Below are 22,061 nucleotides of genomic sequence, written 5' to 3'. Positions count from 1 at the left end.
ACCGGGGGGCTTGCGGCAAGACCCGGGTCGTCCCTCATCATTGCCGACCGGAAATGGAGTCGAGGGGACGGGGGATTCTCCGCATGCGAATTCTGCTCACGACCTGGGGGTCGCGCGGGGACGTCGAACCGCTGGTCGGACTGGCGGCGGCGTTGCGCGGACTGGGCGCGGAGGCGCGGGTCTGCGCGCCGCCGGACGACGATTTCGCGGAGCTGCTGAGCGGCGCCGGCGTTCCGCTGGTGCCGCTCGGCCCCGCGGTCCGCTCGATCGTCGCCCGCGACCGGCCGCCGACCGCGCAGGACGCGTTCCGGCTCGCGGCCGACCTGGTCGCCGCCCGGTTCGAGACGCTCGGCGCGGCGGCCGGGGACTGCGACGCGCTGCTGGCGACGGGCCTGATGCCCGCCGGGGCGCGGGACGTCGCCGAGCTGCACGGCATCCCCTACACGATGGCGTGCTTCCACACGTTCGGGCTGCCGTCGCGGCGCTTCCCGCCGGGGCGGCGGCCGGGGAGGGCGTCCGACCCGGCCGAGACCGACCTGAAGGTGCTGTGGCGGGAGGACGCGCAGCGGGTGACCGCGCTGTACGGCCCGGCGCTCGACGAGCATCGGGCGGCGCGGGGCCTGCCGCCGGTGGACGACGTCCGCGCGCACGTCTTCGCGGGCCGGGTGCTGCTGGCGGCCGACCCCGTCCTGGCCCCGTGGAAGGACGACTGCGAACTGGACCTGGTGCAGACCGGGGCGTGGTTCCGGCCGGACCCGCGTCCGCTCCCGGACGACCTGGAGGACTTCCTGGCGGCGGGCGAGCCACCGGTCTACGTGGGGTTCGGCAGCATGGCGTCCTACCTCTCGCCGGACGTCGCGCCGACCGCCGTCGCGGCGATCCGCGCGCAGGGCCGCCGCGTCCTGCTCGCGCGCGGCTGGGCGGGCCTCGCCGCGACCGACGACGGCGACGACTGCCACGTCGTCGGCGAGGTGAGCCACCGGGCGCTGTTCGGCCGGGTGGCGGCCGTCCTGCACCACGGCGGCGCGGGCACGACGGCGGCGGCCGCGCGGGCGGGCGCGCCGCAGGTGGTGGTCCCGCAGATCGCGGACCAGCCGTACGCGGCGGCGCGCGTCGCGGAACTCGGGATCGGCGCGGGGCACGACGGCCCGGTCCCGACGTTCGCGTCGCTGTCGGCCGCGCTCACGACGGCCCTGGCCCCCGGGACCGCCGCGCGGGCGCGGGAGGTCGCGGGGACGATCCGCACGGACGGCGCGACCGTCGCCGCGCGGCTGCTGCTCGACGGGTTCAACGGGTGAGCAGGTCCGCGACGGCGGCGGCCACGTCGTCGGCGTCCGCGTAGTAGGTGAACGCGGGCGCGGGGTTGGCCTCGAAGCAGAACCACTCGCCGTCCGGCGTGACGCGCAGGTCGATCCCGGCGACGTGCAGGCCGAGGCCGCGGGTCAGCGCGACGCAGCGGGCGGCGAGGTCGGCGGGCAGGTCCACGCGGCGCTGGCGGGGGTCCGCGCCGGGGGTGCGGTAGTCCACCGCCTCCGACTCCACGCGGACGGCGAAGACGCGGTCGCCGACGACGTGGACGCGCACGTCGTCGCCCGGCACGTACCGCTGGAAGTACGTCGGGCACGCGGCGAGGCGGGCGAGCCGGTCGCGGTCGCCGGGGTCGACGAGCGCGACCCGCGCCCGCACGCCGCTGCCCGGCTTCACCACGACGGTCCCGTGCCGGGCGGTGAAGGCGGCGAGCGCGTCGGCGTCGCCGGTGACGAGGCTCGGCGGGACCGCGAGGCCCGCCGCCTCGATCAGCCGGCCCTGGTACGCCTTCGCGCCGTTGCTCGCCGACGCGGACGGGCGGTTGACGACGCGCGCGGGCGCGTGGTCGGCCCAGGCGGTCAGCGCCGACTCGGCGCGCGCGGCCCGCCGGGTCAGCGCGGTGCGCGCCGCCGAGCGGGTGACGGCGGCCATCCGCGCGGCGTCGTAGGGCCGCAGGTAGGCGGCGGTCACGTCGGCCAGATCGAGGCGGACGCCGTCGCCCGTGCGGACGCGCGTCCCGACGACGGCGACGTGGCGGCGCTGGTCCAGGACGGCGAGCGGCGCGCCGCGTTCGCGCAGCGTGCGGACCATCCGGGCGAAGGGCCGGTCGGCCGGGTGGCCCCACAGCAGGATCATCGCGTCCCTCTCGCCAGGAGCGCCGCGACGGCCTCGGCGGTCGCCCGGTCGGCGGCCCGCCACCACGGCTCGACGGCCGACACCGCCCAGCCGCCGGAGCCGCACGCGACGCGGGCGCACAGCACCTCGGCGCCGAGCGCGGCGGCGAGCGCGCGGACCAGCTCGCCCGCCCCCGCGTCGGCGGTGGCACCGGTGCCGGCGGGCAGCAGCCGGTCCCCGACGAGCGTGAGCCGGACCGCGTCGCGGGCGGGCCGGTCCAGCACCGGGAGCCCGGCGGCCCGCGCGGCCCACCGGACGTCGTCGGCCTCCAGCCCGCGCCCGCACAGCACTCCCCCGGCGGGCCGGTTCACGACCCGCCGCGCACCCTCCAGCCAGAGGGCGAGCAGCGCGGTCAGCTCGGCCGCGACGAACGCCCGCTCGGCGCGGGCGATGTGCGGCAGGTCCCACGGCGTGACGGCCGGGAGGCACGCCGCGACGTCCGCCGCCCCGGCGCGCAGCGGCCCGGCGCGGGTCGCCAGGACGGCGTCGGCGGGGCGGGCGGGATCGCAGCGCGTCCCCGGCCCGGCCAGGGTCCGCGCCGACACCAGCCGGGCCGGGGACAGCGCCGCGAGCAGCGGCCGGGACGGCCGGTGGCCGTGCCCGGTGAGCAGGACGATCAGCGCCCGTCACCGCCCTCGTCCGCGCCGTCCGTGTCGTCCGTGTCGTCCGTGTCGTCCGTGTCGTCCGTGTCGTCCGCGTAGACGTGCGAGCCGACGTCGGGCCGGTCGTGCCCGCTGATCCACGGCGTCGCGCCCGCGCCGCCGTCGTCGGGCCCGAGCTCGTCCGGACTCCCCCCGCGGACGTTCTCCATGTCCTTCTCCTTGGGGAGCAGCTTCTCGCGGCCCAGCTTCTCGATCTTCGGCTTCTCCTCGCCCTTCGGGAGCTCGACGCGCAGCGTCGCCTTCCACTCCCGCATCCCGGCCACGACCCAGATCGTGTGGATGCCGACCGTCAGCAGCGGCAGCGTCATGCCATCGCTGTAGAGGCTGTTGCGCTGGACGTTGTACGTCCCCACGTTCACGTTGTCGATGATCAGGTACACGGGGAACGCCTGGGGCGCGGGGACGTTGAGGACGGCGCGCAGCACCGGCCGGACGCCGTGCTCGATCACGGCGGGAAGCGCGGTCCCGTCCGTCCGCGTCACGGTCGTCATGCCGCAGACGGTCAGGCTCCACGTGCGGAGCGGGCCGAAGTATCCGACGTCGCGCTGCGTCATGCGCAGGTAGAGCGGCAGGACGCCGACGTCGTCCAGGTTCGTCGCCAGCAGGACCTCGACGGTCTGGCCCGGTTCGACGGTCCCCACGTCGCCGCGGTAGGTGTGGAACCAGTCGACGCCGTCCGGCGGGGCGGCGACCAGGCGGTGGCCGAACAGGTCGAGCCACGGGACGGTCCCGGTGTTGGTGGCGTACACCGGAAGCGAGGGCGAGCCGCCGGAGACGAGCGGCGGGAGCACTCCCAGTTCGAGCCGCGCGGAGAGCTGCGCCGGGCCGACCTGCGCGACCGCGACGGTCCGGGTCGCGGTCGGCTGGCCCCACGTCGCGGTGATCGGGCCGGGGACGCCGCCCGTGGACGTCACGGTCGCCATCCGGAACCCGCCGGTCAGCGTCGCCGGGGCGTGCGGGGCCTGCGCGACGAGGTCGAAGACCGCCTCCTCCCCCGGCAGGATCACGCCGGGCACCGGGACGCAGCTCGCCAGCTCGACGCTGGTCCGGTAGATCCGCAGCCGCGTGAAGTCCCCGAACGGCACCAGGGCGTGGCCCGCCTCCGGACGCCAGATCGTGTTCCCGGTGTTCCGGTAGCGGATCTTGAAGCGGTACGCCTGGTCGGTGTACGCGCTCGCCGGGAGGTCCGCGCTCGTCGGGGACGCGTCCAGCAGCGGGGTGTCCACGTCCACCGCGCGGATCTTCCACTGCTGCTCGGGCAGCCCCTTGTACTCGGTGACGGTGCAGGACGGGCCGTTCGGCCCGTCCACCGCCGTCAGGCACCGGTAGCCGCCCCGCAGGTACATGACGACGTACCCGTCGCCCGTCGAGACGGGCTGCCAGAGCTGGTTCGAGTTGGGGTACGAGCCCGGCGCCGGGGCCTGGACGACCGGCGCGCCCTCCTGCCCCGCCGGGTCGGCGGTCAGCAGCAGGCCGCTGTTCCACGCCGTGACGGCGAAGTTCGCGTGCTCGACCCAGCGGAACGCCCACTGCTGGTTCGGCCCGCCGTGCTGCGGCCAGGTGATGATCGGGACGCCCGCGTCCACGACCGCCGCGCCGCCGGTGACGTCGAGGCAGTCGCCGTCGCCGCGGACGGACAGGAAGTACCGCCGGTAGGCGTCCTTCGGGTCGAACGACGCGGTGTTGGCCCGGTCGTAGATCTTGATCTCGGGGATGTCGGTCTCGGGCAGCGTGAGGAGCGGGTCGGTGAAGTCGAGCGGCAGCGTCGTGTAGAGGAACGGGTCGCCGTCCGGGTTCGGCTCGACCTTGATCCGCCGGGCCTCGCCCGCGGGCCGCCCGGCCGGGTTGCCGTCGTCGGTCGGCTGCATCCAGAACTCGAACCGGCCGCTGCGGACCAGCTCCGCGACGTGCTCGGCGGTCAGCGACCACGGGCGTCCGTCGGTGACGCCGCCGATGCGGCGGACCGGCGCGGTCAGGAGCTGCCGGGGCGCCTGGCTGACGGCCGAGACGTCCACCCGGACGGCGTACTGCTCCCAGCTCGCGTCCACCAGGCCGAGCCGCAGCCAGCCCTCCTCCACGACCGGCGGCCGGGCGGGCTGCGCGCCGTCCGCCGCGGCGGGCGGCAGCGCGGCCACCTCGTCGGCGGCCCAGGCGTACGGGTCGGGGCGGTGCAGCCACGACCACGCGCCGTGGACGTCGGCGGGCAGCGGCAGCCGCCGGTTCTCCCGGTCCACCAGGACCGGGCCGTACCGGAACGTCGGCGTCATGCGGGCCAGCGGCTCGGCCACCCACGCCCGGCGCATGCCGACCGCCTTGGCGGGCAGCAGGCCGGTGCGCACGTGGACCTGGCAGTCGGGCGCGACCAGCAGCGTCAGCTCGACCGGGACGCCGGGCCGGACGATCAGCGGCTCGCCGGTGACGTACCGCTCGGCGAGCGGGTGCCCGGACTCGCGGGCGGCGTCCACGACGGCCGGGTCCACGACGTGCAGCGTGTCGGGGTCGCCGTCCACGAGGTAGCCGACCAGGCCGTCCTCGAAGCGGTCCAGCGCGCCGAGCCGGACCTCGACCGGGACGTCCCGCCGGGGGCCGCCCGCCGGGTCGTCCACCTCGACGGTCAGTTCGGCGCGCAGCACCGCGATCGGGTGGCCGAGCAGCAGCGCCAGGTGCTCGTCGCCCGCCTGGCCGGTGAAGTCGATCGTCCACCACGTGGTGTCGGCGACCTTGAGCAGCGACGACAGCGCGGTCGGCTCGTAGGCGCCCGCCGCGCCCCGGTCGGCGCGGACGACGGCGGAGGCCAGGTCCGCGAGCGCGGGGTCGTTGATCGCCTCGGCGGGGTCCGCGCCGAGGCGGCCCGGCCGGTCGGGGCGGGCCGGGTCGTCCTCCCAGCCCGTCGCGCCGGTGCCGGTGTCGCGGAGGCGGCCGAGCCCGGCCCCGGCCGCGTCGAAGAACTCGGCGGAGCCGTCCACGTAGTCGGGCATCAGGAAGCCCGCGACGGGGCTCACGGTGTCGTCCGCCTCGACGCGCGCGCCGGTGACCGGGTCGGTGCGGCCGTCCGCCGCGACGTACCGCAGCGTCACCCGCGCGGGCGCGGTGAAGCGGGGCGCGAGGGTGAGGACGCCCGCGCGGCCCGAGCCGGGCGGGACGGCGACGGGCGGGCGGTCCGGCGGCGCGACGCTCGCCGGGTCGCCGCCCGTGCCGAACTCGACGGTCTGGCCGTAGGTGTCGACGAGCCGCAGCCGGGTCAGCGTGACGTCGCCCGCGCGGACCGGCGGGGGCGGCGACGCGGGCGGCGGGCGCTCGCCGTCGCCGACGAGGTGGCCCTGCGGCTCGCCGCGCAGCATGCTCGTCAGCCCGTCCAGCCGCCCGCCGAGCAGGTCGAGCAGGTCGAGCGCGCCGGGATCGGCGGCGGGCGCGGCGAGCCCGGCGGCGTCCGCGCGCCGCCGGGCGCGCCGCGCCGCCCCCGACAGGACGGACGCCGGTCCGGCCGCGAGCGGCGCGCGGCCCCGGAACACGCGGGCCGGTTCGGGCAGCGCGGGGCGCGGCGCGCCCTCCAGGTCGGTGTCGCCCAGCCGCCAGCCGGTCGCGGCGAGCGGTTCGTAGCGCAGCTCCCAGTCGGCGTGCAGCGGGTTCCACGGGCGGGTCGGCGGAGTCACCGCGACCGGGGACGGCAGCGCGGCGCCGTCCGCCGCCGGGGGGTTCTCCGGGTTCCACGTCGCCCACCAGTCGGTGCGGGCGAGCGCCGGGGGGCGCTCGCCGGGGCCGGGCGGCGGCGCGGAGCCGGGGTCGAGCGCGGCGAGTTCGGCCAGCAGGTCCTGGCAGGGGGCGGGGACGCCGGGGCGCAGGACGCCGTCCGCGAGGCGGTCGGCGGGCGGGCCGCCCGACCCGTCGGCGGCGGGGCCGAGCGTGCGCACGACCATGCCGCCGAGGCGGACGGTCAGCATCCCGTCGTCCTCGTGGCGGCCGTCGCCGCCGTGCTTGAAGCTGCGGCCGCCGCCCTGCACGACCAGGACGGGGTCGGTCGGCTCGAACCGGCGGGGGCGGGCGCGGTCGACGCCGACGAACCGGCCCGCGCCGACCGGGTCGGCGGCGGCGGCGAGCCCGGTGACGGCCGGGCGGGCGTCGGCGGCCTCCCAGATCGTGTCGGCGTTCGGCTCGTCCGGCGCGGCCCCGAAGCGCAGCGCGTGCAGGGCGGCGGCGAGCCGGGGCGCGCCGTCGGCCGATCCGTCGCCGAGGCTCTCGCCGTCCGCCTGCGCGAGGAACGCCTGGATCGCGGCGGCGTCGGCGGCCGGTTCGCCGGGTTCGACGGCCAGCGCGGTCAGCGCGTCCACCAGCGACTCGGCCAGCGCGAGCCGGACGTCGGCGGGGTCGGGGCGGCGGTCGGCCTCCTGGGACAGGACGCCGCCGAGGTCCCCGGCCCAGCCCTCGTCCGGCCAGCCGATCGACACGGCCGAGCCGTGCAGCAGCAGGCCGGACGGCGGCGCGGCGAGCGGGTCGTACTGCCCGGCGGGCAGCCGCCAGCGGTGCGCGGTGAGGAAGTCGGCGACCGCCGTCCACGTCGTCGCGCGGGCGCGGCGCAGCGGGTCGAGGTCCCGGTGCGCGTACCAGCCGCAGACGAGGTAAGCGACGGGGCCCTGCGCGTCGGTGAGCGGGTCGTAGAACCCGAGGCGGCCCTCGACGTTGTCGTAGTAGGCGGCCCAGCCGAAGTCGCCGTGGCCGAGGGCCGTCAGCGGCTTGTCCGGCACCGGGCCGGGGTCGGGCGCGGTCCACTGCGGCAGCGGTGTGACGACCGGCGGCGCGGCCGCCCCGGCGGTCGCGTCCAGGACCCACGCGCGGACGGCGCGCGGCCTCGGCCCCGGCCCGGCGGACACGCGGACGACCAGCCACCGGTCGGGCAGCGCGGGGAAGTCCACGCCGCCCGGCGCGCCGCCGGTCGGCGGGGCCTGCTCGGCGTGGGTGAGCCCGTCCGGGACGCCCCAGTGCAGGTACGCCCCGGCGGGGCGCGGCGCGGACCGGGCGGCGAACGGGTCGGGGAACAGTTCCTGGACGGTCGGTCCGGCCGGGTCCGGGACGCGCATCGCGCAGTCGGCGAACGGCGGCCCACCCGGTCCGGCGCGCAGCGCGAGGACGTCGAGGGCGACCGGGACGAGCAGCCAGGACGCGGCGTCGGGGGCGATGGCGGTGGTGTTCAAGGCGGGTCCTCCCGCGTCGCGTGTCACTGGAAGACCTGCCGGTAGGGGCGGCGCAGCAGCGCCGCGCCGAGCGGGCCGGGGGCGGCGGCCGGGGTGCGGCCGGGCTGGACGGCCAGCAGGTTCGCGAGCTGGGCGACGTCCACGGCGCGTCCGTCGCGCGTCGGGACGGGCACCGGACCGCCGCCCGACGCCGGGACGGGCGGGACGACCAACTGGCCGCCGGAGCGGTCGAAGCCCTGGCCGAGTTCGCGCTCGGGCTCCTCGATCCACACCGCCGCCGGGGTGCCCGGCCACAGGACGAGCAGCAGCGTCGGCGTCAGCGTCTCCGACCGCAGCGGCACGAGCGCGCCGCGCGGCTGCGCCGCGTCCGGGGCGGGCGGCGGCGTGCCGAACGCCCGGACGCGCAGCGTCGGCCAGCGCGCGATCAGGCTGGAGCGCAGCAGCATCCCCGACACCGGCCCGGGGAACGCGGCCGTCCGCCGGAGCGACTTGAGCGCGGCGGCGTGCCGGGCGGTGAGCGCGCGTTCGCGGCTGCCGGTGCCGCCGACGCCGAGGACGCCTTCGGCGAGCGCGTCCAGCCACGCGTCGTCCAGGACGAAGAAGCGCGCCGACTCCTGCGGCAGCAGGTCGGGGTCGGGGATCAGGTGGTCCAGCGGGATGCCGTACAGCAGGCGGTACCGCTCGACGGCGTCGGCCACGGCGGGCGGCGGCTCGCTGGGGGCGGCCGCCGCGAGCGCGGCGGGGCCGGGGCGGACCGGCGGTGGCTCCGCCGCGAAGTCCTCCGCCGCGGCGCGGCGCACGCGGCGGGCCGGGGGCTCGTCCGGCTCCCGCAGCGCCTCGGGCACGCGCCACGGGTCGGCGGTCGCCGCCGAGAGCCGCGCGGCCGTCTCCTCCGCGACGTCCGCCGGACTCGTCCGGGCGGCGCGCGCCAAGGGTGAGAAGGCGGGCGGGCCGAGCGCGGACATCAGGTCGCGCCTGCGCCACTCGCTCAGCTCGCGGACGAGCGGCCGGTCGGCGGCGGCCAGCAGGCGGCCGAGCGTCGCGGCGGCGGCCAGGCTGACGTCGGTCTCGTCGTCGGCGGGCTGCTTCGGGTCCGTCGCGCGGCCCACGATCGGCCCCCGGTACAGGGCGGTGCCGGGCGTGCCGTCGCGGCGCGTGTGGGCGAGCCGGACGGGATTCGCCGCCGTGACGCCGAGCAGCGCGGCGCGCTGCGCGAGGTTCAGCGCGACCTCCTGGAACGTCCCGCCCTCCCCGACGCGGAACGTCCAGTCGTAGAGGACGGGCAGCGCCACCGACGCGGGCACGGGACCGCCCGAGCCGACCGCGTCCAGCACCGCGCCGTGGTCGGCCAGCGACACCAGGCAGGCGCGCTGCGGCTCGCCGTGCGCGGGGAGCCGGTTCGCGGTGACGACGGCGACCCAGCCGTCGTCGTCGGCGGCGACGTCCGCGCCGCCGGGGGCGACGTGCCGGGCGTGGCAGAGCAGCCGCACGTCGGCGCGGCGCGGCAGGGCGCGGCGCGCGACGGCCTCGGTGAGCGTCACCGTCGTGCAGGGCCGGCCGTCCGGCGCGACCGCCTCGCGTTTGAGAACGGCCTCGCTCTCGCCGAGGACGAGCACGGCCAGCCACGGCGTCGTCGTGCCGGGCGGGACGACCCGCTCCCACGGCAGCGTCCGGCGGCGCAGCACGACGTGCGGGAGGGTCGTGTCGTAGTCGCCCTCGGCGTCGGGCGGCGGGAACGCGGCGAGCACTTCGCCGCGGTCCAGCCGGTAGCGCGGGCCGGCGACCTCGATCCAGCGGTCCTCGGTGAAGACCTCCAGGACCTGGGCGTCGGAGGCGTCCGGGGCGTCGGCGTGCTCGACGGTCGTCGTCACGCGGACGCGGTACCGGTCGTCGCGCAGGCCCGGCGTCACGTCGTCGTAGAAGTCGATGCGGCCCGGTTCGAGTTGTGCGGTCATTCCTGTCCCCCGTTCTGCGAGTCCGTCCAGCGCACCGACGCGGGCGCGCGCGCCGCCAGGCGCGTCTCCGCACGGGTCGCGCGCGGCGCGGTTCCGTGGACGGCGACCGGCCGCCAGCCCTCGGGCAGCGCGACGTCCACCTCCACGGGACGGTCGGTGTCGTCCCGCGCCGGAACCTCCAGCAGCAGCCGCACGCCGGTGGCGGTGCGGGCGGTCTCGCCGCGCGCGGGCAGGCCGTCGACGGTCACGGCGGCCATGAGGTCCATGCCGGTTTCCGTGCCGGTTTCCGTGCCGTCACCGGTCGGTTCGGCGACGACCGTCACGGCGGTGACGGTCGGCGGCAGCAGCGTCCGGCAGGCCGCGCGGCCCCGGAGCAGGTCGGCCGCCGTCAGCAGCGCGACGCCGTGCGCGGCGGTCGGCATCGGGACGGGCCCGTCCGGCAGCAGGGTCGCCCCGCCGCCGAGGGCCGCGCCGGGCAGGATCTGCGCGAGCGGCGTCCCGAGGTGCCAGCCGGGGTCGGCGGCGTCGGGCTCGTCGTGGACGACGACGCGGGACGTGCCCGTCGGGACGGCGAACGCGCCGCCGTCCACCGCGCGGTCGGCGAGGACGTTCCCGGACTCCGCGACGCACACGACCCGGACCCGGCCCTGTTCCACCGTCAGATCAGGCGCACCGGAAGGTGAAACTCGCCAGACCTGCGGTGAACCAGGTTCGAGATCCACCGATTCGGCGGCCAGCGAGGCGCGCGCCGGTCCCGGGACGGGCCGCAGCGCGCGCCGCCCGCCGGGGCGGACGACGGCGAGCAGCGCGGGCGGCTCGACCTCCGCAACGGGCTCGGGCTCAGGCACGGGCACGGGCTTGGGCACGGGCACGGGCGCGATGCGCTCCGGCACCGCCGACTGCGCCGGTCCCCCCGACGACGACCCCGACGCGAACGGCAGCGACACCCGGTTCACGTCCGGCCCGGGCCGCGCCGTCACCGGCGCCGCCGCGACGGCCGTGATGAAGTCCAGGTCCAGCCCGCCGAGCGCGGGCAGCGCGTCGGTGTTCTGCGACCGGTCGCCGGGGCCGGGCGCGGGCTGCCAGAGCGCCGTCTGGAACCCGCCCTGGCGCGGCGTCGCCGCCAGCGACGGCGGCGGCGCGCCGAGGCTGTCGGTCACCGTGACCTGGTGCGTGACCCGGACGCGCGCGCGGACGTTCGTGCCGCACGGCGTCGGGTGGATCGGGTGCGCGCCGCCGACGACGACGCCGGTCAGCGGGACGTCGGCCGTCCCCACCTGCGCGCGGGTCGCCGGGACGCGGGTCTCGGTGCGCAGCCGGCACGACGCCTGGACGAGCCAGGGCCGCTGCTGCGTCCCGTCCGGCGGCGCGGCCGCGCCCGGATCGGCGGCGGCCCCGGCCGACACGGCGACGACCGCGGGCCCGGCGGGCCCCGCCAGGTACCGCCCGCTGAACGCGAGCCAGGTCAGGTAGGACGGCGGCGGCGGGACCGGCTTGCCGATGTGGACCGTCACCGACGCGACGGCCAGGTCCACCCGCGCCTTGCCGTGCAGCGGCGGCCCCTCCAGTTGCAGGGACGCGCTGAGGCTGACGCTGACCTTGACCGTCACGCACGCGATGACGCACACGCGCATCCGGAACGACGCGCCGACCTCGATCCCGAGGTCGAGCCGGTAGTAGAACGGGTCCCAGCCGATGAGGACGTCCAGCCAGGCCGTGAACCAGACGCGCACGATGTCGGTGGCGTACGCGGCCTCGATCCGGCCGCCGAACATCACGAAGCCCGGGACGAGCGCGAAGTACGTCTCGCCCTTGACCGACACCTCCTTGGACACCGCCCAGCGCAGCCCGACGCGCGGCACGGCCGGGAACCCCTCGGCGTCGAACCACGGCGAGTAGCCGCCGATCGTCAGCACGAACCGCCGTTCGCGGAACCAGATGACGAACGCGAACCCGCCGGTGAGCTGGCAGTCCCGCGACAGCAGCCACGAGTTGTCGGTGAGCTGCGCGCGGATCGACAGCAGTTCCTCGGCCGAGTCGTAGCGCGCGTTGACGGCCAGTTCGACGTTGGCGATCGGCGGCCCGGTCATCGGCAGCGTCATCCGCGAGACGCCGAGCAGCCCGACCTGGAAGCCGCGGTCCAGCGCCGCGTACACGACGGCGGTGGTGTGGACCAGCTCGAAGCTGGTGAAGCGCACCCCGGCGGCGATCCAGTGGCTGCCGCGCCGCGCGGGCGCGGCCTTGCGCAGCGCCGCCAGCGCCGTCTCGGGGCTCTGCGCCTGCCCGACGTCGCCGTGCTGGATGGCCTGGACGAGCGGGAACGACGCCGCCGCGACCGGGTCGGTCGGGACGACGAGCGCGCGGTTGTACCCCACGCCCCCGGCCAGTCCCTCGACGAACAGGTACGGCGGGCCGCCGAGCGGGTAGCCGAGCGAGGCGAAGACGAACAGCGACGTCGCGCCGTCCGCGGCGCGGGAGAACCCGCCGATCGCCGTGAAGCCGCGGCCCGCGACGTCGACCGTGACCGCGCCGTCGTACTCGACCTGGCCGTCCTCGACGACGCGGCTGAGCCCGCCCGCGACGCGGACGCCCGGCAGCTCCAGCGACATCGCGATGCCGTCGAGGCCGATCTCCCACTCGCCCGGGTCGCCGAGGTGGGCGAGCGGGACCAGGACGCGCAGCCCGTCCGGCTCGACGGCCATGCCCGCCAGGGCGACGCCGCCGTCGAAGTAGACGGCGACGGCGTCGGGCGCGGCGGCGTGCTCGGGGCCGGTGAGGCGGCGGTGCGCGAGGCCGATCTGGTCGAGGTGCAGCGGGCCGAACGTGCGCTGGACGCGCAGCCAGTGCGGTTCGGCGGCGTCGGCGCCGTCGAGGACGACCTGCGGGCCGTTCGGCCCGGTCGCGACGACGACGTCGATCGGCGGGTTCGCGGGCGCCGCGTCGCCGCCGCCGGGCGCGAGGATCGACCCCGCCACCGGATCGTTCGGCGGGCCGGGCGGCGCGAGCAGCGGCAGGCCGAGGCCGCCGAGGACGACGGCCGTCCCGAACGCGCCCGCGCCGGTCCGGCGCGGCGGCGTGCCGATCGGCAGCGCGATGTCGGCGCGGACGAAGCCGGAGACGCGGCCGACGCGGAAGCCGCCCGCGTCCACCAGCGCGGCGGCGTCGCGGCGCCGCACGGTGAGGCCGACGCCGCCGAGCCGGAGCCGGGGGGCGAGCCGCGGGGCCGCGCCGGAGACGTCCAGGAGCAGGACGGACACGCCGCCGCCCCCGTCCGCCCACTGCACGGCGGACCCGGCCGGGAGCCCGGCGTGCAGGTCCGCGACGATGTCGCCGCCGCCGAGCGCGGCGGTGCCCGACAGCCGCAGCCCGAGCAGGTCCCCGGACCGGACGGTCGCGAGCCGCACGCCGCCGGGCAGCGGGACGGCGATGCCGTCGATCGCGCCGATCAGGTCGCGCAGCGCGGTCGCCGGTTCGGGCGGCGGGAGGACGAGCGCGCCCGCCGCGTCCACGACCTTCGCGGCGCGCAGCAGGTCGCCGGCGGTCTTGGCCCCGGTGCCGCGCCACAGCGGGCGCGTGAGCCAGGGCGCTGCCGCGTCGAGCATGAGCTTCGTCGCGGGCGGGACGATCCAGGCGCGGGCGAGGCGGACGGCGTCCGCGACGGTCGGCGGCGCGGGCACGGGGGCCAGCGGCACGACGACCTGGTCGTCCCCGAGCGGCCGGAACTCGACCGTCAGCCGTCCGTCCGCGGGCGCGGCGGACACGTCGAGGCGCGGCGTCAGGACGAGCCCGACGCCGGTGTCCAGCCGCAGCCCGAGCCGCGCCGACGCGGTCAGCGCGCCGCCGGACCAGCCCGCCGCGACGTCGGCCGTGACGCGCCCGGCGGCGGGCGTGGCCAGCGTCAGACCGGACAGCGCGACGCTCACGGCGGGCGCGGACGCGGTGCGGGCGTCGAGGGTCACGGTGCCGCCGAGGACGCCGGTCGTGACGCGCAGCGCGCCCGGCTCCGGCGACGCGACGGTGACGCCGGGGCCCAGCAGCCGCCCGAGCAGCGTCGCCGCCGCCGTGACCGACGCGGCGGTGACGCCGTCCGGGCCGGTGAGCCCGGCGGCGGCGAGCCGGGCGAGCCGGTCGCCGCGCGCCGCGAAGCCGTGGCCGGGGCCCGCCGCCGGGTCGTAGGCGCCGAGCGCCTCGGCGACGGCGAGCGCGTCCGCGAGCAGCGGGGACGGCGCGGAACCGGCGGCTGCGGCGGTCAGGCCGTCCAGGACCTCCGGCAGCAGCCGCGCGGCCTGCGCCGACACCAGTTCGGCGACGCCGCTGACGGTCGGCAGGAGTTGCACGACGGCGTTCGCGCCGGGCAGGCCGACGCTCAGCCGCGTCCCGTCCGGGCCCTGGCCGAGGGAGAACCGGACGCTCCCCCACGAGCCGGGCAGCGGGACGTCGAGGCCGAGCGTCCCGCCGACGACGGCGTGGCGGCCCGCCAGCGCGACGGACGCCGCGAGGGTCAGGGCCGCGCCGCCGACGTTCAGCGGCGTCGCGGTGGCCAGCGACAGCGCGGTGCCGTCGTCCGTCGCGTCCGCGCGGACGGTGAGGCCGCCGGGCAGGGCGAGCGGCCGGTCCGGGCCGCCGCCGAGGCCGACCGCGCCCGCGAGTTCGGCGAGCACCGCGTTGACCGCACCCGCGTCGGGGGTGCCGTCCGTCCCGTCCAGCAGGGCGTCCAGCAGCCAGCCCGCCGGGTCGTGCAGCGCGCGCGACAGCGCGGCGGCCGGGAACGGGATCGCGCGTTCGAGCAGGCCGGTGAGGCAGACGTCGGTGACCAGGCGCAGCGCGAGCGGCGCGAGGACCGTCCGGAGCCCGGCGGCGCGCAGCGGCACCGGCTCGGTCAGCCAGGGGGCGCGCAGCAGCGGCCCGCCGTCCGCGGCGCGCTCCAGGCGCGCGCCCGCCAGCGACAGGGCGGCGTCCGCGTCGGCGGCGCCGTCGAACCGGAATTCGCCGGTGCCCTCGAAGCGGCCGTGGCCGGAGGTGCGCAGCCCGCCGTCGACCGTCCGCACGGTGACCCGCCAGGGGTCGGCGGCGACGGCGAGTTCGACGGGCAGGTCCGGCGAGCGCCACCGCCACGCGCCGTCGCCGGCCGCCGCGTCGCGCGCCAAGCCGTACAGGCCCTCGGCGCGGTCGAGCAGCGCGACCAGGCGCGGGCCGAGGAAACCGGCGGGGTCGTCGGCGAGGGCGCGGAAGGCGTCCGCGACCAGGACCGCGCCGTCCGACGCCGGCGCGGTCAGGCCGAGGTCGGCCAGCAGCGCGCGGAACGCGGCGAGCGAGCCGCCCGCCGGGTCCTCCGCGCCGAGCGCGGCGACGAGCCGGGCCAGCAGCGGCTCGGCGCGCGCGTCCCCGAGCCGGACGGACGGCGACCAGCGGCCGTCCAGCGCGGCGTCGCGCAGGACGGCGTCGAACACCGCGCCGTCCGCCGTGACCGCGACGGCCAGCTCCGCCGAGCCGACGCGCGCGCCGGTCTCGCGGGCCGCGCCGGTCTCGGTGTCCAGCAGCGGGCCGTCCGCGCGGGTCAGGGCGATCCGGACGGTCAGCCCGGTCGCCGGGGCCTGCGGCTCGGGCGCGCCGACGACGAGCGGGACGCGGCCGAGGTCCAGGCGGACGTCCGCGTCCGCCCGCACCGCGCCCGGCACGCCCGGGGCCGGCAGGCCGATCCGGACGCCGTGCCCGAGGTGCGTGACCTCGTCGCTTCCCGCGACCGCGGCACCGGCGACCAGCGCGCCGAGCCGGTCGGTCAGGTCGGCCGGGAGCCGCCCCGCGACGGCCAGGACCGGGACGGACCCGGTGCCCGGCGGCTCGGCCGGGACCGCCGCGAACCGGGCGGCGGGCAGGTCCGCCGGGCCCGCGGCGGGCGGCGGGTCGTCCGGCGTCGGCGCGAGGAACACGAGCATGTCGTCGGTGCCGGGGGCGTCGAGCCCGTCCGGCGCGGCGCCCCGGACGAGCCGCGCGGCGGACCGCACGTCCGGCCCGGCGAGCCCGGTCACGTCCACCGGGGCCAGCGGCGTGCCCAGCGTGACGAGCCCGAGCACGCCGCCTTCCGCCGGGAGGTCCGCGACGAGCCGCCGCGCCGCGACGCCCGCGACGGAGTGCGCGACGAGCACCGTCCGCACGCCGGGCCGCGCGACGGCGACGCGGTCGAGCACGCGGCGGAGCTGCGCGGCCTGGTGCTCGGCGGGATACCGGTCGTCCTCGTTCAGGCGGACGACGTAGTACGACGCCGCGCCGACCGCGCCGAGGTCGGCGCGCAGCGGGTCCGGCGCGGCCCGCAGGTCGGCCGTCGCCACGCTCGCGGGCGCGGCGGCGGCGAGCAGCTCCGTCCAGCAGTCGTCCCCGGCGAAGGACGGCGCGACCAGCACGACCGACCACGGCGTGCCGCCGAGCCCGGCGGTGCGCCGCCCGACCTCGTCCAGCACCGCCTCGACCGCGCCGGACGCGCGCGGCAGCCGGTGGTGCGCGGCGGCGACGACGCGGCTCGGCAGGCCGGGCGTCCACGGCCCGGCGTCCGCGAGCGGGACGACGCCGTCGCCGTCGCCGAGCGTCGCGGCGAGCAGTTCGAGGGCGGCGGTCGCGCCGCCGAGCGCGGCGGTGTCGGCGTCGAGGAACGGGGCGAGCGCGGCGGCCGCGTCGGCGACGTCGGCGGCGTCGGGCCGCCGCTCCAGCAGCCGTCCGACGGCCGGGGCCGCCCACGCGCCGGGCGCGCCGTCCGGCAGCGCCCAGGCCAGGAGTTCGACGGGCGCGCCCGCCTGCGGCTGGAGCGGCACCGTCCACGGGTCGGCGGCCGTGCCCCGGCCGCCGGGTTCGACGCCCGTCCCGCCGGCGTCGGCGAACAGCCCGGCGCGGTCGGTGAGGAACGCGGCGAGCGGGCGGCGGAGTTCGGCGAGATAGGGCAGGCCGTCCGCCGCCAGGCCCGCCTCGGCGGAGACGAGCGCGGCGGCCCACTCCCGCAGGGCGTCCAGCGGGCGGTCGAGCAGCGAGCCCGCGTCGTCCGGGTCCGGCGGCGCGAGCGCGGGCGCGCCGAACAGCGCGGGCAGCAGTTCCGCGCCGGGCCCGCCCCAGGACCGGGCGGCCCGCGCGACGGCGGCGCGCAGGACCGCGACGGCCTGCTCCGGCGTGACGGGCAGGCCGAGCGACGCGTCCAGGGCGTCGGCGGCGGCGGGCAGCCGCAGCGTGCCGAGCGCGACCTGCTCGTCCCCGGCCGACAGCGTCACGTCCGCCAGTTCGGCCGACGCGGTCAGGGGCGCGCCGGGCCGCCACGACGCCGTGGCGCGCACCGCGCCGACCGTCAGGCCGAGGTCGTCGTCCAGGATCTCGGCGGGCGGCGTGACGGACAGGTCCGCGTGGACCGCGCCCAGCCACGCGACGGTCCCGCCGCCGCCTTCCGGCAGGTCGACCGCCAGCAGCGCGGCGCGCGCCGACGCCGCCCACGCGGCGCGGGCGTCCGGCGCGGACGCGGCGCGCAGCCGCAGGCCGAAGCGCAGCCGGGGCTCGGCGGCGTCGCCCTCGTCCCACAGGGCGAGGCCGAACCCGGCGGTCGCGGCGGGCCACCAGTCCAGCGGCAGGACCCACGGGTCGGCGGCCGTGCCCGCGCCGGTCACGCGCGCGACGTCGTCCGGACGGTCCGAGCCGAGGAGGCCGCCGACCGCGGCGAGCAGCCGCCGCCAGCCGTCCGGGGCCCGGCGCAGCCGCCGGACGCGGTCCGCGAGCGCGCGGGTCGGCGCGGTGGTGAGCAGGCCGAGGTCGACGGGGGTGTCGCCGCCGAGGCCCAGCAGCGTCCGCAGCGCCGACGCGTACGGCCCGGCCGCGCCGAGCCCCTCGTCGAGCGCGTCGCCGAGGGCGGTCACGGCAGCCGCGCCGAGGCCGCGCGCGTCGGTCAGGTCGAGCCGGGGGAACACGTGCTCGGGCGTGACGACGTCGCGAAGCTCCACGACGGCCGCCGGGCCGCCCGACCCGTGGTTCAGCCCGTGGTTCAGCCCGTGGCGCAGCCCGACCCGGACGTCCCCGACGCCGAAGCCCGCGCCGCCCACCGGCACGACCGGGCCCGCCGCCGTCCGCCGGACGGTCAGCTCGACGCGCTCGACCAGCGCGGTCGGCGCGGTCCCGCTCAGCGGCACCGTCAGCAGCACGGCCTCGCCGACGACGGCGACCCCGGCGGACGGGACCGGCAGCTCGGCGGACAGCGCCGCGACCAGCACCGGCGTCCCGCTGTCGGGTGCGGGCCGCAGCCAGACGCGCGCCGTCACGGCCGGGCTCGCGCCCGCCGCCGTCAGGTGCAGGACGACCGGGTTGTCCTCGCCCGGCTGCCCGGTCGCCGGGGCGGTCGGCGGCGGGCCGCCGAGCAGCCCGCCGACGTGCCGCAGCCACGCGACCAGCGCCGAGCCGCCGTCCGCCGGCGTCGTCGCGGCGAGCCGCGCCAGCCAGCCGCGCAGCGCGGCCGGGTCGCGGACCAGGTCGCCCACCGGCAGCGGCGGCAGCGCGCCGTCCAGGCCGAGCAGCCCGGTCAGGCCCGCCGCGAGCCGCCGCACGTCGGCCGGCTGGTCCGCCGACGACAGCACCGCGTCGACCAGCGCGACGGCGAGCGGGGCGAGCCCCGCCGGGGCCGCGACCGGGTCGAGGTCGAGCGGCGGGAACACCGAGCCGGGGCCGGGGCGCAGCCGGGCGCGGAACCGGGCGGCGTCCGCCGCGACCGCGAGGGACGCCGCCAGCTCGCCGTCGTCCGGCAGCCGCACCGCGACCGCGAGGTCGACGGGGTGGTCCGCCGAGCCCGTCACCGCGACGAGCGATCCGTCGCGGACGAGGACCAGCGGGACCGTCGCGGTGACGCGCGGCGCGGCCGGACCCGGCCGCGCCACCGCGACGAGATCGAGCCGGACCGTCTTCGCTTCGGGGGTCACGCCCAGGTAGACGCCGCCGACGCCGTTCGGCGGCACGAGCGGGTGCAGCCGCGTGCCGTTCTCCTCGGCGGTGTGCGGCAGCAGGAGGTCCAGCGCCTCCAGCACGGCGTCGCGCTGCTCGGCGTCGGCCAGGAGCCGGGCGACGTGCTCGCCGGGCGAGCCGAAGAAGTCCTTGTCGAGGTGCAGCCCGCCGGCGGCGTCGCGGCGCAGCAGGCCGATGGCGCGGCCGAGCGCCGCCGCCTCGGCGGCGATGTCCTGGGGGTTCACGGCGCGGGCCATCCCTTGAACGTGCCGGGCTTGGGGTCGAGGTCGTCGGTGGCCGCGTCATGGCGGGTCAGCAGGACGTCGTCGCGGCGGCCGCGGTCGTCGGGGATCACGCGGCGGATCGCCATGTAGTTGACCGCGAGCCGCATCAGCCACTCGTCGTCGCGGCTCCCGCCCAGCGTGTAGGCGTCGGCGGCCTGGGTGCGGCGGTAGGCGGTGTCGATGTCCTTGACGACGTATTTCGGCATGTTGATGTGCGAGTCCAGGACGATGGCCGCCGCGAACTGCGACGACATCAGCCGGGCCAGCGGGTACCGCGGCGCGGGCGGGGCCGCGCCGATGGGATACAGGATCGGCTGCCCGTGCTCGTCGAAGGTCGCGTCGAGCAGCCGCTGGAACCGGAACACCGCGACCTGGAACTGGACGGCGCGCAGATCGGGCGACATGTCCGCGGCGAGCCGCGCGACGCCGCTCCACACCGACGAGAACTGGATGACCTTCCCCGGCTTCTCCACGCCGCCGAACAGCGCGTAGCGGGGCTTCCAGTCGCGCGCGACCGGCCGCGGGACCTCGACCGTCCCGCCGGTGCTCCAGCCGAGGGAGTACAGCTTGGCGTAGGTCGCGAACCCGTCGTCGGGCGGTCCCGACCCGGCGTCGCCCCACCGCGTGAACGGCGGCGCGGCGTACGGGCTCCGCCAGGTCTCGGGGGTGTCGGGCCGGGCGCGCGGCCGCAGGTGCTTGTTGGACGCGTCGATGTCCGCCGGGCCCGGCTCGGTCGCGGCGTCCGCCTTGGTCCACGGCCGCACGCTGATGCCGCGGATGCCGAAGAACAGGTCGAAGTGGTCGGGGGCGACCTGCTGGTAGCGGTACAGGACGACGGTCAGCTCGTCGTCGCCCATGATCGTCCACTGCTGGATGCCGATCGAGATCAGGCCGTAGTCGGCCTGCCGGGTGGCGTTCAGCTTGCCCTCGCTGGGCGCGATGGCCTCCACGATCTTGCACGCCGCCGCCAGCAGCGGCGTCGGGGACGGGCCGAGGAGCCCCGGCGTCGCCTTGCTGTAGACGTCGGCGCTCAGGCTCCCGGACGCGCCCGGACCCGTGAAGGCGTACCCGTCGTGCTTGCGGGTGTCCTCCGTCCCGACCTTCATGACGCGGCCGTACGTGATCGCGGTGTACCTGGGCTTGGCGCCCTTCTCGTAGCCCTGGTTCCTGGTGAGCGCCAGGTCGACCGGCTGGACGGACGGGCCGCGCTCGGTCGGCGCGTACCAGGTCGCGGTCCCGTTCGGCGCGAGGCCGAGGGCGTCCGCGAGCAGCGCGCGGGCCGCCGCGACGGCGGGCTTGTCGGCGGCGGGGACGGCGTCGCCCTTGCGGCGCAGCGCGTCCCAGAAGCGGCGGAACAGCGCGTTGCCCGCCATCGTCCAGCCGACGACGCGGGCCTGGTGCTCGGGCAGGCCCGCCAGGACGGCGAGGACGAGCGGCAGTTCGTCGGCGGGCCGGTCGCGGCGGAGCTGCCGCAGCACCTCGACGGCGTCGAAGAGGTCCGCGAACGGGTTGGCCAGCAGCGACGTGCGGAGCTGGCCGCCGAGCGCCTGGATCTGCGCGGGGGCGGCGGGCGACGCGCCGAGTTCGGCGACCCGCGCCGCGACCCGGGCCTCGACGTCCTCGGGGCGGTTCGGCGCGGCCTCCGGCGACCCGAGCGGGCGGGCCGTCATCGTCAGCAGCGTCTGGAGCTGCGCTTCGCCCCAGGTCGCGCCGGTCGCGGCCCACGCGCGCATCTGCGCCCGGCCGACCGTCCACCGAATCCCGGTCGGCGCGGCGGTGAGCTCGATCGGCAGCAGGACGCGGTCGCCCACCCGCCAGCTCGACGGCGCGACCGGGCCGAGGCTGAGGTCGAGGTAGACCAGCAGCGCCCGTTCTAGCTGCTGCTGGGTGAGCTTCAGGTCGGTCGCGCCGGGCGGCGTCGCGGGGTCGGCCGGGTCGAGCGCGCCCTGGTTGACCAGCGGCGCGATGGCGGCGGCGAGGCCGCGCACGGTCGCGCCGAGGCTGAGGAACGCGCAGACGCGCGGCGGGCCGGCGACCTCCAGCGCCGGTTCGGCGTGCTCGGCGGTGAGGGTTCCGTCCACGACGGGCGGCGGGTCCGCCGGAACGGTCCCGTCCGGCTTGGTGACGCGCCAGAGCAGGACGTTGGCCTCCTCCGCGCTCGGCGGGCGCGGCGGCGCGGGCGCTTTCGGCGGCTTCGCCGCGACCGCGTTCTTCAGGACCGGCAGGGACGGGCTCACGGGGCCACCTCCGTGGACGGAACGGGCGCGGTGCGCGGTGCGGCGACCCGTTTCCGGGCATGCCGAAGAGAACTTCCGATCACGGAAAAGACCCCCATCGAAGAAAACCCGAGGCCCCCGCCTCCGGGCTTGGCGAGGTTGATAGAAGCACATCTTCGCCGCCGCCAAGGAGCCGTCCGCGTGACCGCATCCGGACGCGCCCGGACGTCAACCGGCCGCCGGGCGACGCGGCACGGAGTCGATCATGAAAAACGGATCGAATTCCCTTTCCCATTCCCCCGGAAGCCGTGACTCAGGTCAAGGAGCCAGTGAACGAACCCCCGCCGACCGGGGCGTTCGGCGGTCCTGACGGCCGAGTCGACCACGGCTCTCCCGGCCCGTCGACCCCGCTACCAGCCACGTTCCCCCGAGGCCGCGACCCGCCGGTCATCAGACCCCGGGAAATCCCGCCCATCGCCCAACTATTACAGAAGTAACCATCGAACCGGAATGCATTTCACAAGCACACAAGATCAATCTTCAATTCCGCGTGGAATCGGCGGGCCGCCGAGCGTCCGGAAACGCGACCGCGCCG

At 78.2% G+C, this 22,061-nt stretch carries 7 protein-coding genes; 1 reads left to right on the top strand and 6 read right to left on the bottom strand.

Annotated features, from left to right (window positions below; translation table 11 throughout):
* Positions 1 to 83 precede the first annotated feature (83 nt).
* Positions 84 to 1,298, top strand: coding sequence for a glycosyltransferase (locus G339_RS0128230; RefSeq protein WP_019634422.1), 1,215 nt, complete (start codon positions 84 to 86; stop codon positions 1,296 to 1,298).
* Here the strand turns inward: G339_RS0128230 and G339_RS0128225 are convergent.
* The 6 genes from G339_RS0128225 to G339_RS0128200 form a co-directional block, all read right to left on the bottom strand.
* On the bottom strand, positions 1,288 to 2,163 hold the full coding sequence (locus tag G339_RS0128225; protein ID WP_019634421.1) for an ATP-grasp domain-containing protein: 876 nt from the start codon (positions 2,161 to 2,163) through the stop codon (positions 1,288 to 1,290). The genes G339_RS0128230 and G339_RS0128225 overlap by 11 nt on opposite strands.
* On the bottom strand, positions 2,160 to 2,747 hold the full coding sequence (locus tag G339_RS0128220) for a hypothetical protein (protein ID WP_019634420.1): 588 nt from the start codon (positions 2,745 to 2,747) through the stop codon (positions 2,160 to 2,162). The genes G339_RS0128225 and G339_RS0128220 overlap by 4 nt, the downstream gene beginning before the upstream one ends.
* A 71-nt stretch (positions 2,748 to 2,818) precedes the next feature.
* On the bottom strand, positions 2,819 to 8,053 hold the full coding sequence (locus G339_RS0128215; RefSeq protein WP_019634419.1) for an RICIN domain-containing protein: 5,235 nt from the start codon (positions 8,051 to 8,053) through the stop codon (positions 2,819 to 2,821).
* Positions 8,054 to 8,076: 23 nt separating this feature from the next.
* Entirely contained in the window at positions 8,077 to 10,008 is a 1,932-nt protein-coding gene (locus G339_RS37190) for a hypothetical protein (RefSeq protein ID WP_019634418.1), read from the bottom strand.
* Positions 10,005 to 19,223, bottom strand: a complete 9,219-nt coding sequence (locus G339_RS0128205) for a DUF6603 domain-containing protein (RefSeq protein WP_019634417.1) — start codon at positions 19,221 to 19,223, stop codon at positions 10,005 to 10,007. Before G339_RS0128205 ends, G339_RS37190 begins: the two co-directional genes overlap by 4 nt.
* Positions 19,208 to 21,487, bottom strand: a complete 2,280-nt coding sequence (locus G339_RS0128200; RefSeq protein WP_019634416.1) for a hypothetical protein — start codon at positions 21,485 to 21,487, stop codon at positions 19,208 to 19,210. The genes G339_RS0128205 and G339_RS0128200 overlap by 16 nt, the downstream gene beginning before the upstream one ends.
* Between the last annotated feature and the right edge of the window lie 574 nt (positions 21,488 to 22,061).

This window comes from Actinomadura atramentaria DSM 43919, assembly GCF_000381885.1.
Classification (GTDB): domain Bacteria; phylum Actinomycetota; class Actinomycetes; order Streptosporangiales; family Streptosporangiaceae; genus Spirillospora; species Spirillospora atramentaria.
Note: the sequence above shows the minus strand (reverse complement) of the source record. Positions and strands in the feature narration are given on the sequence as shown.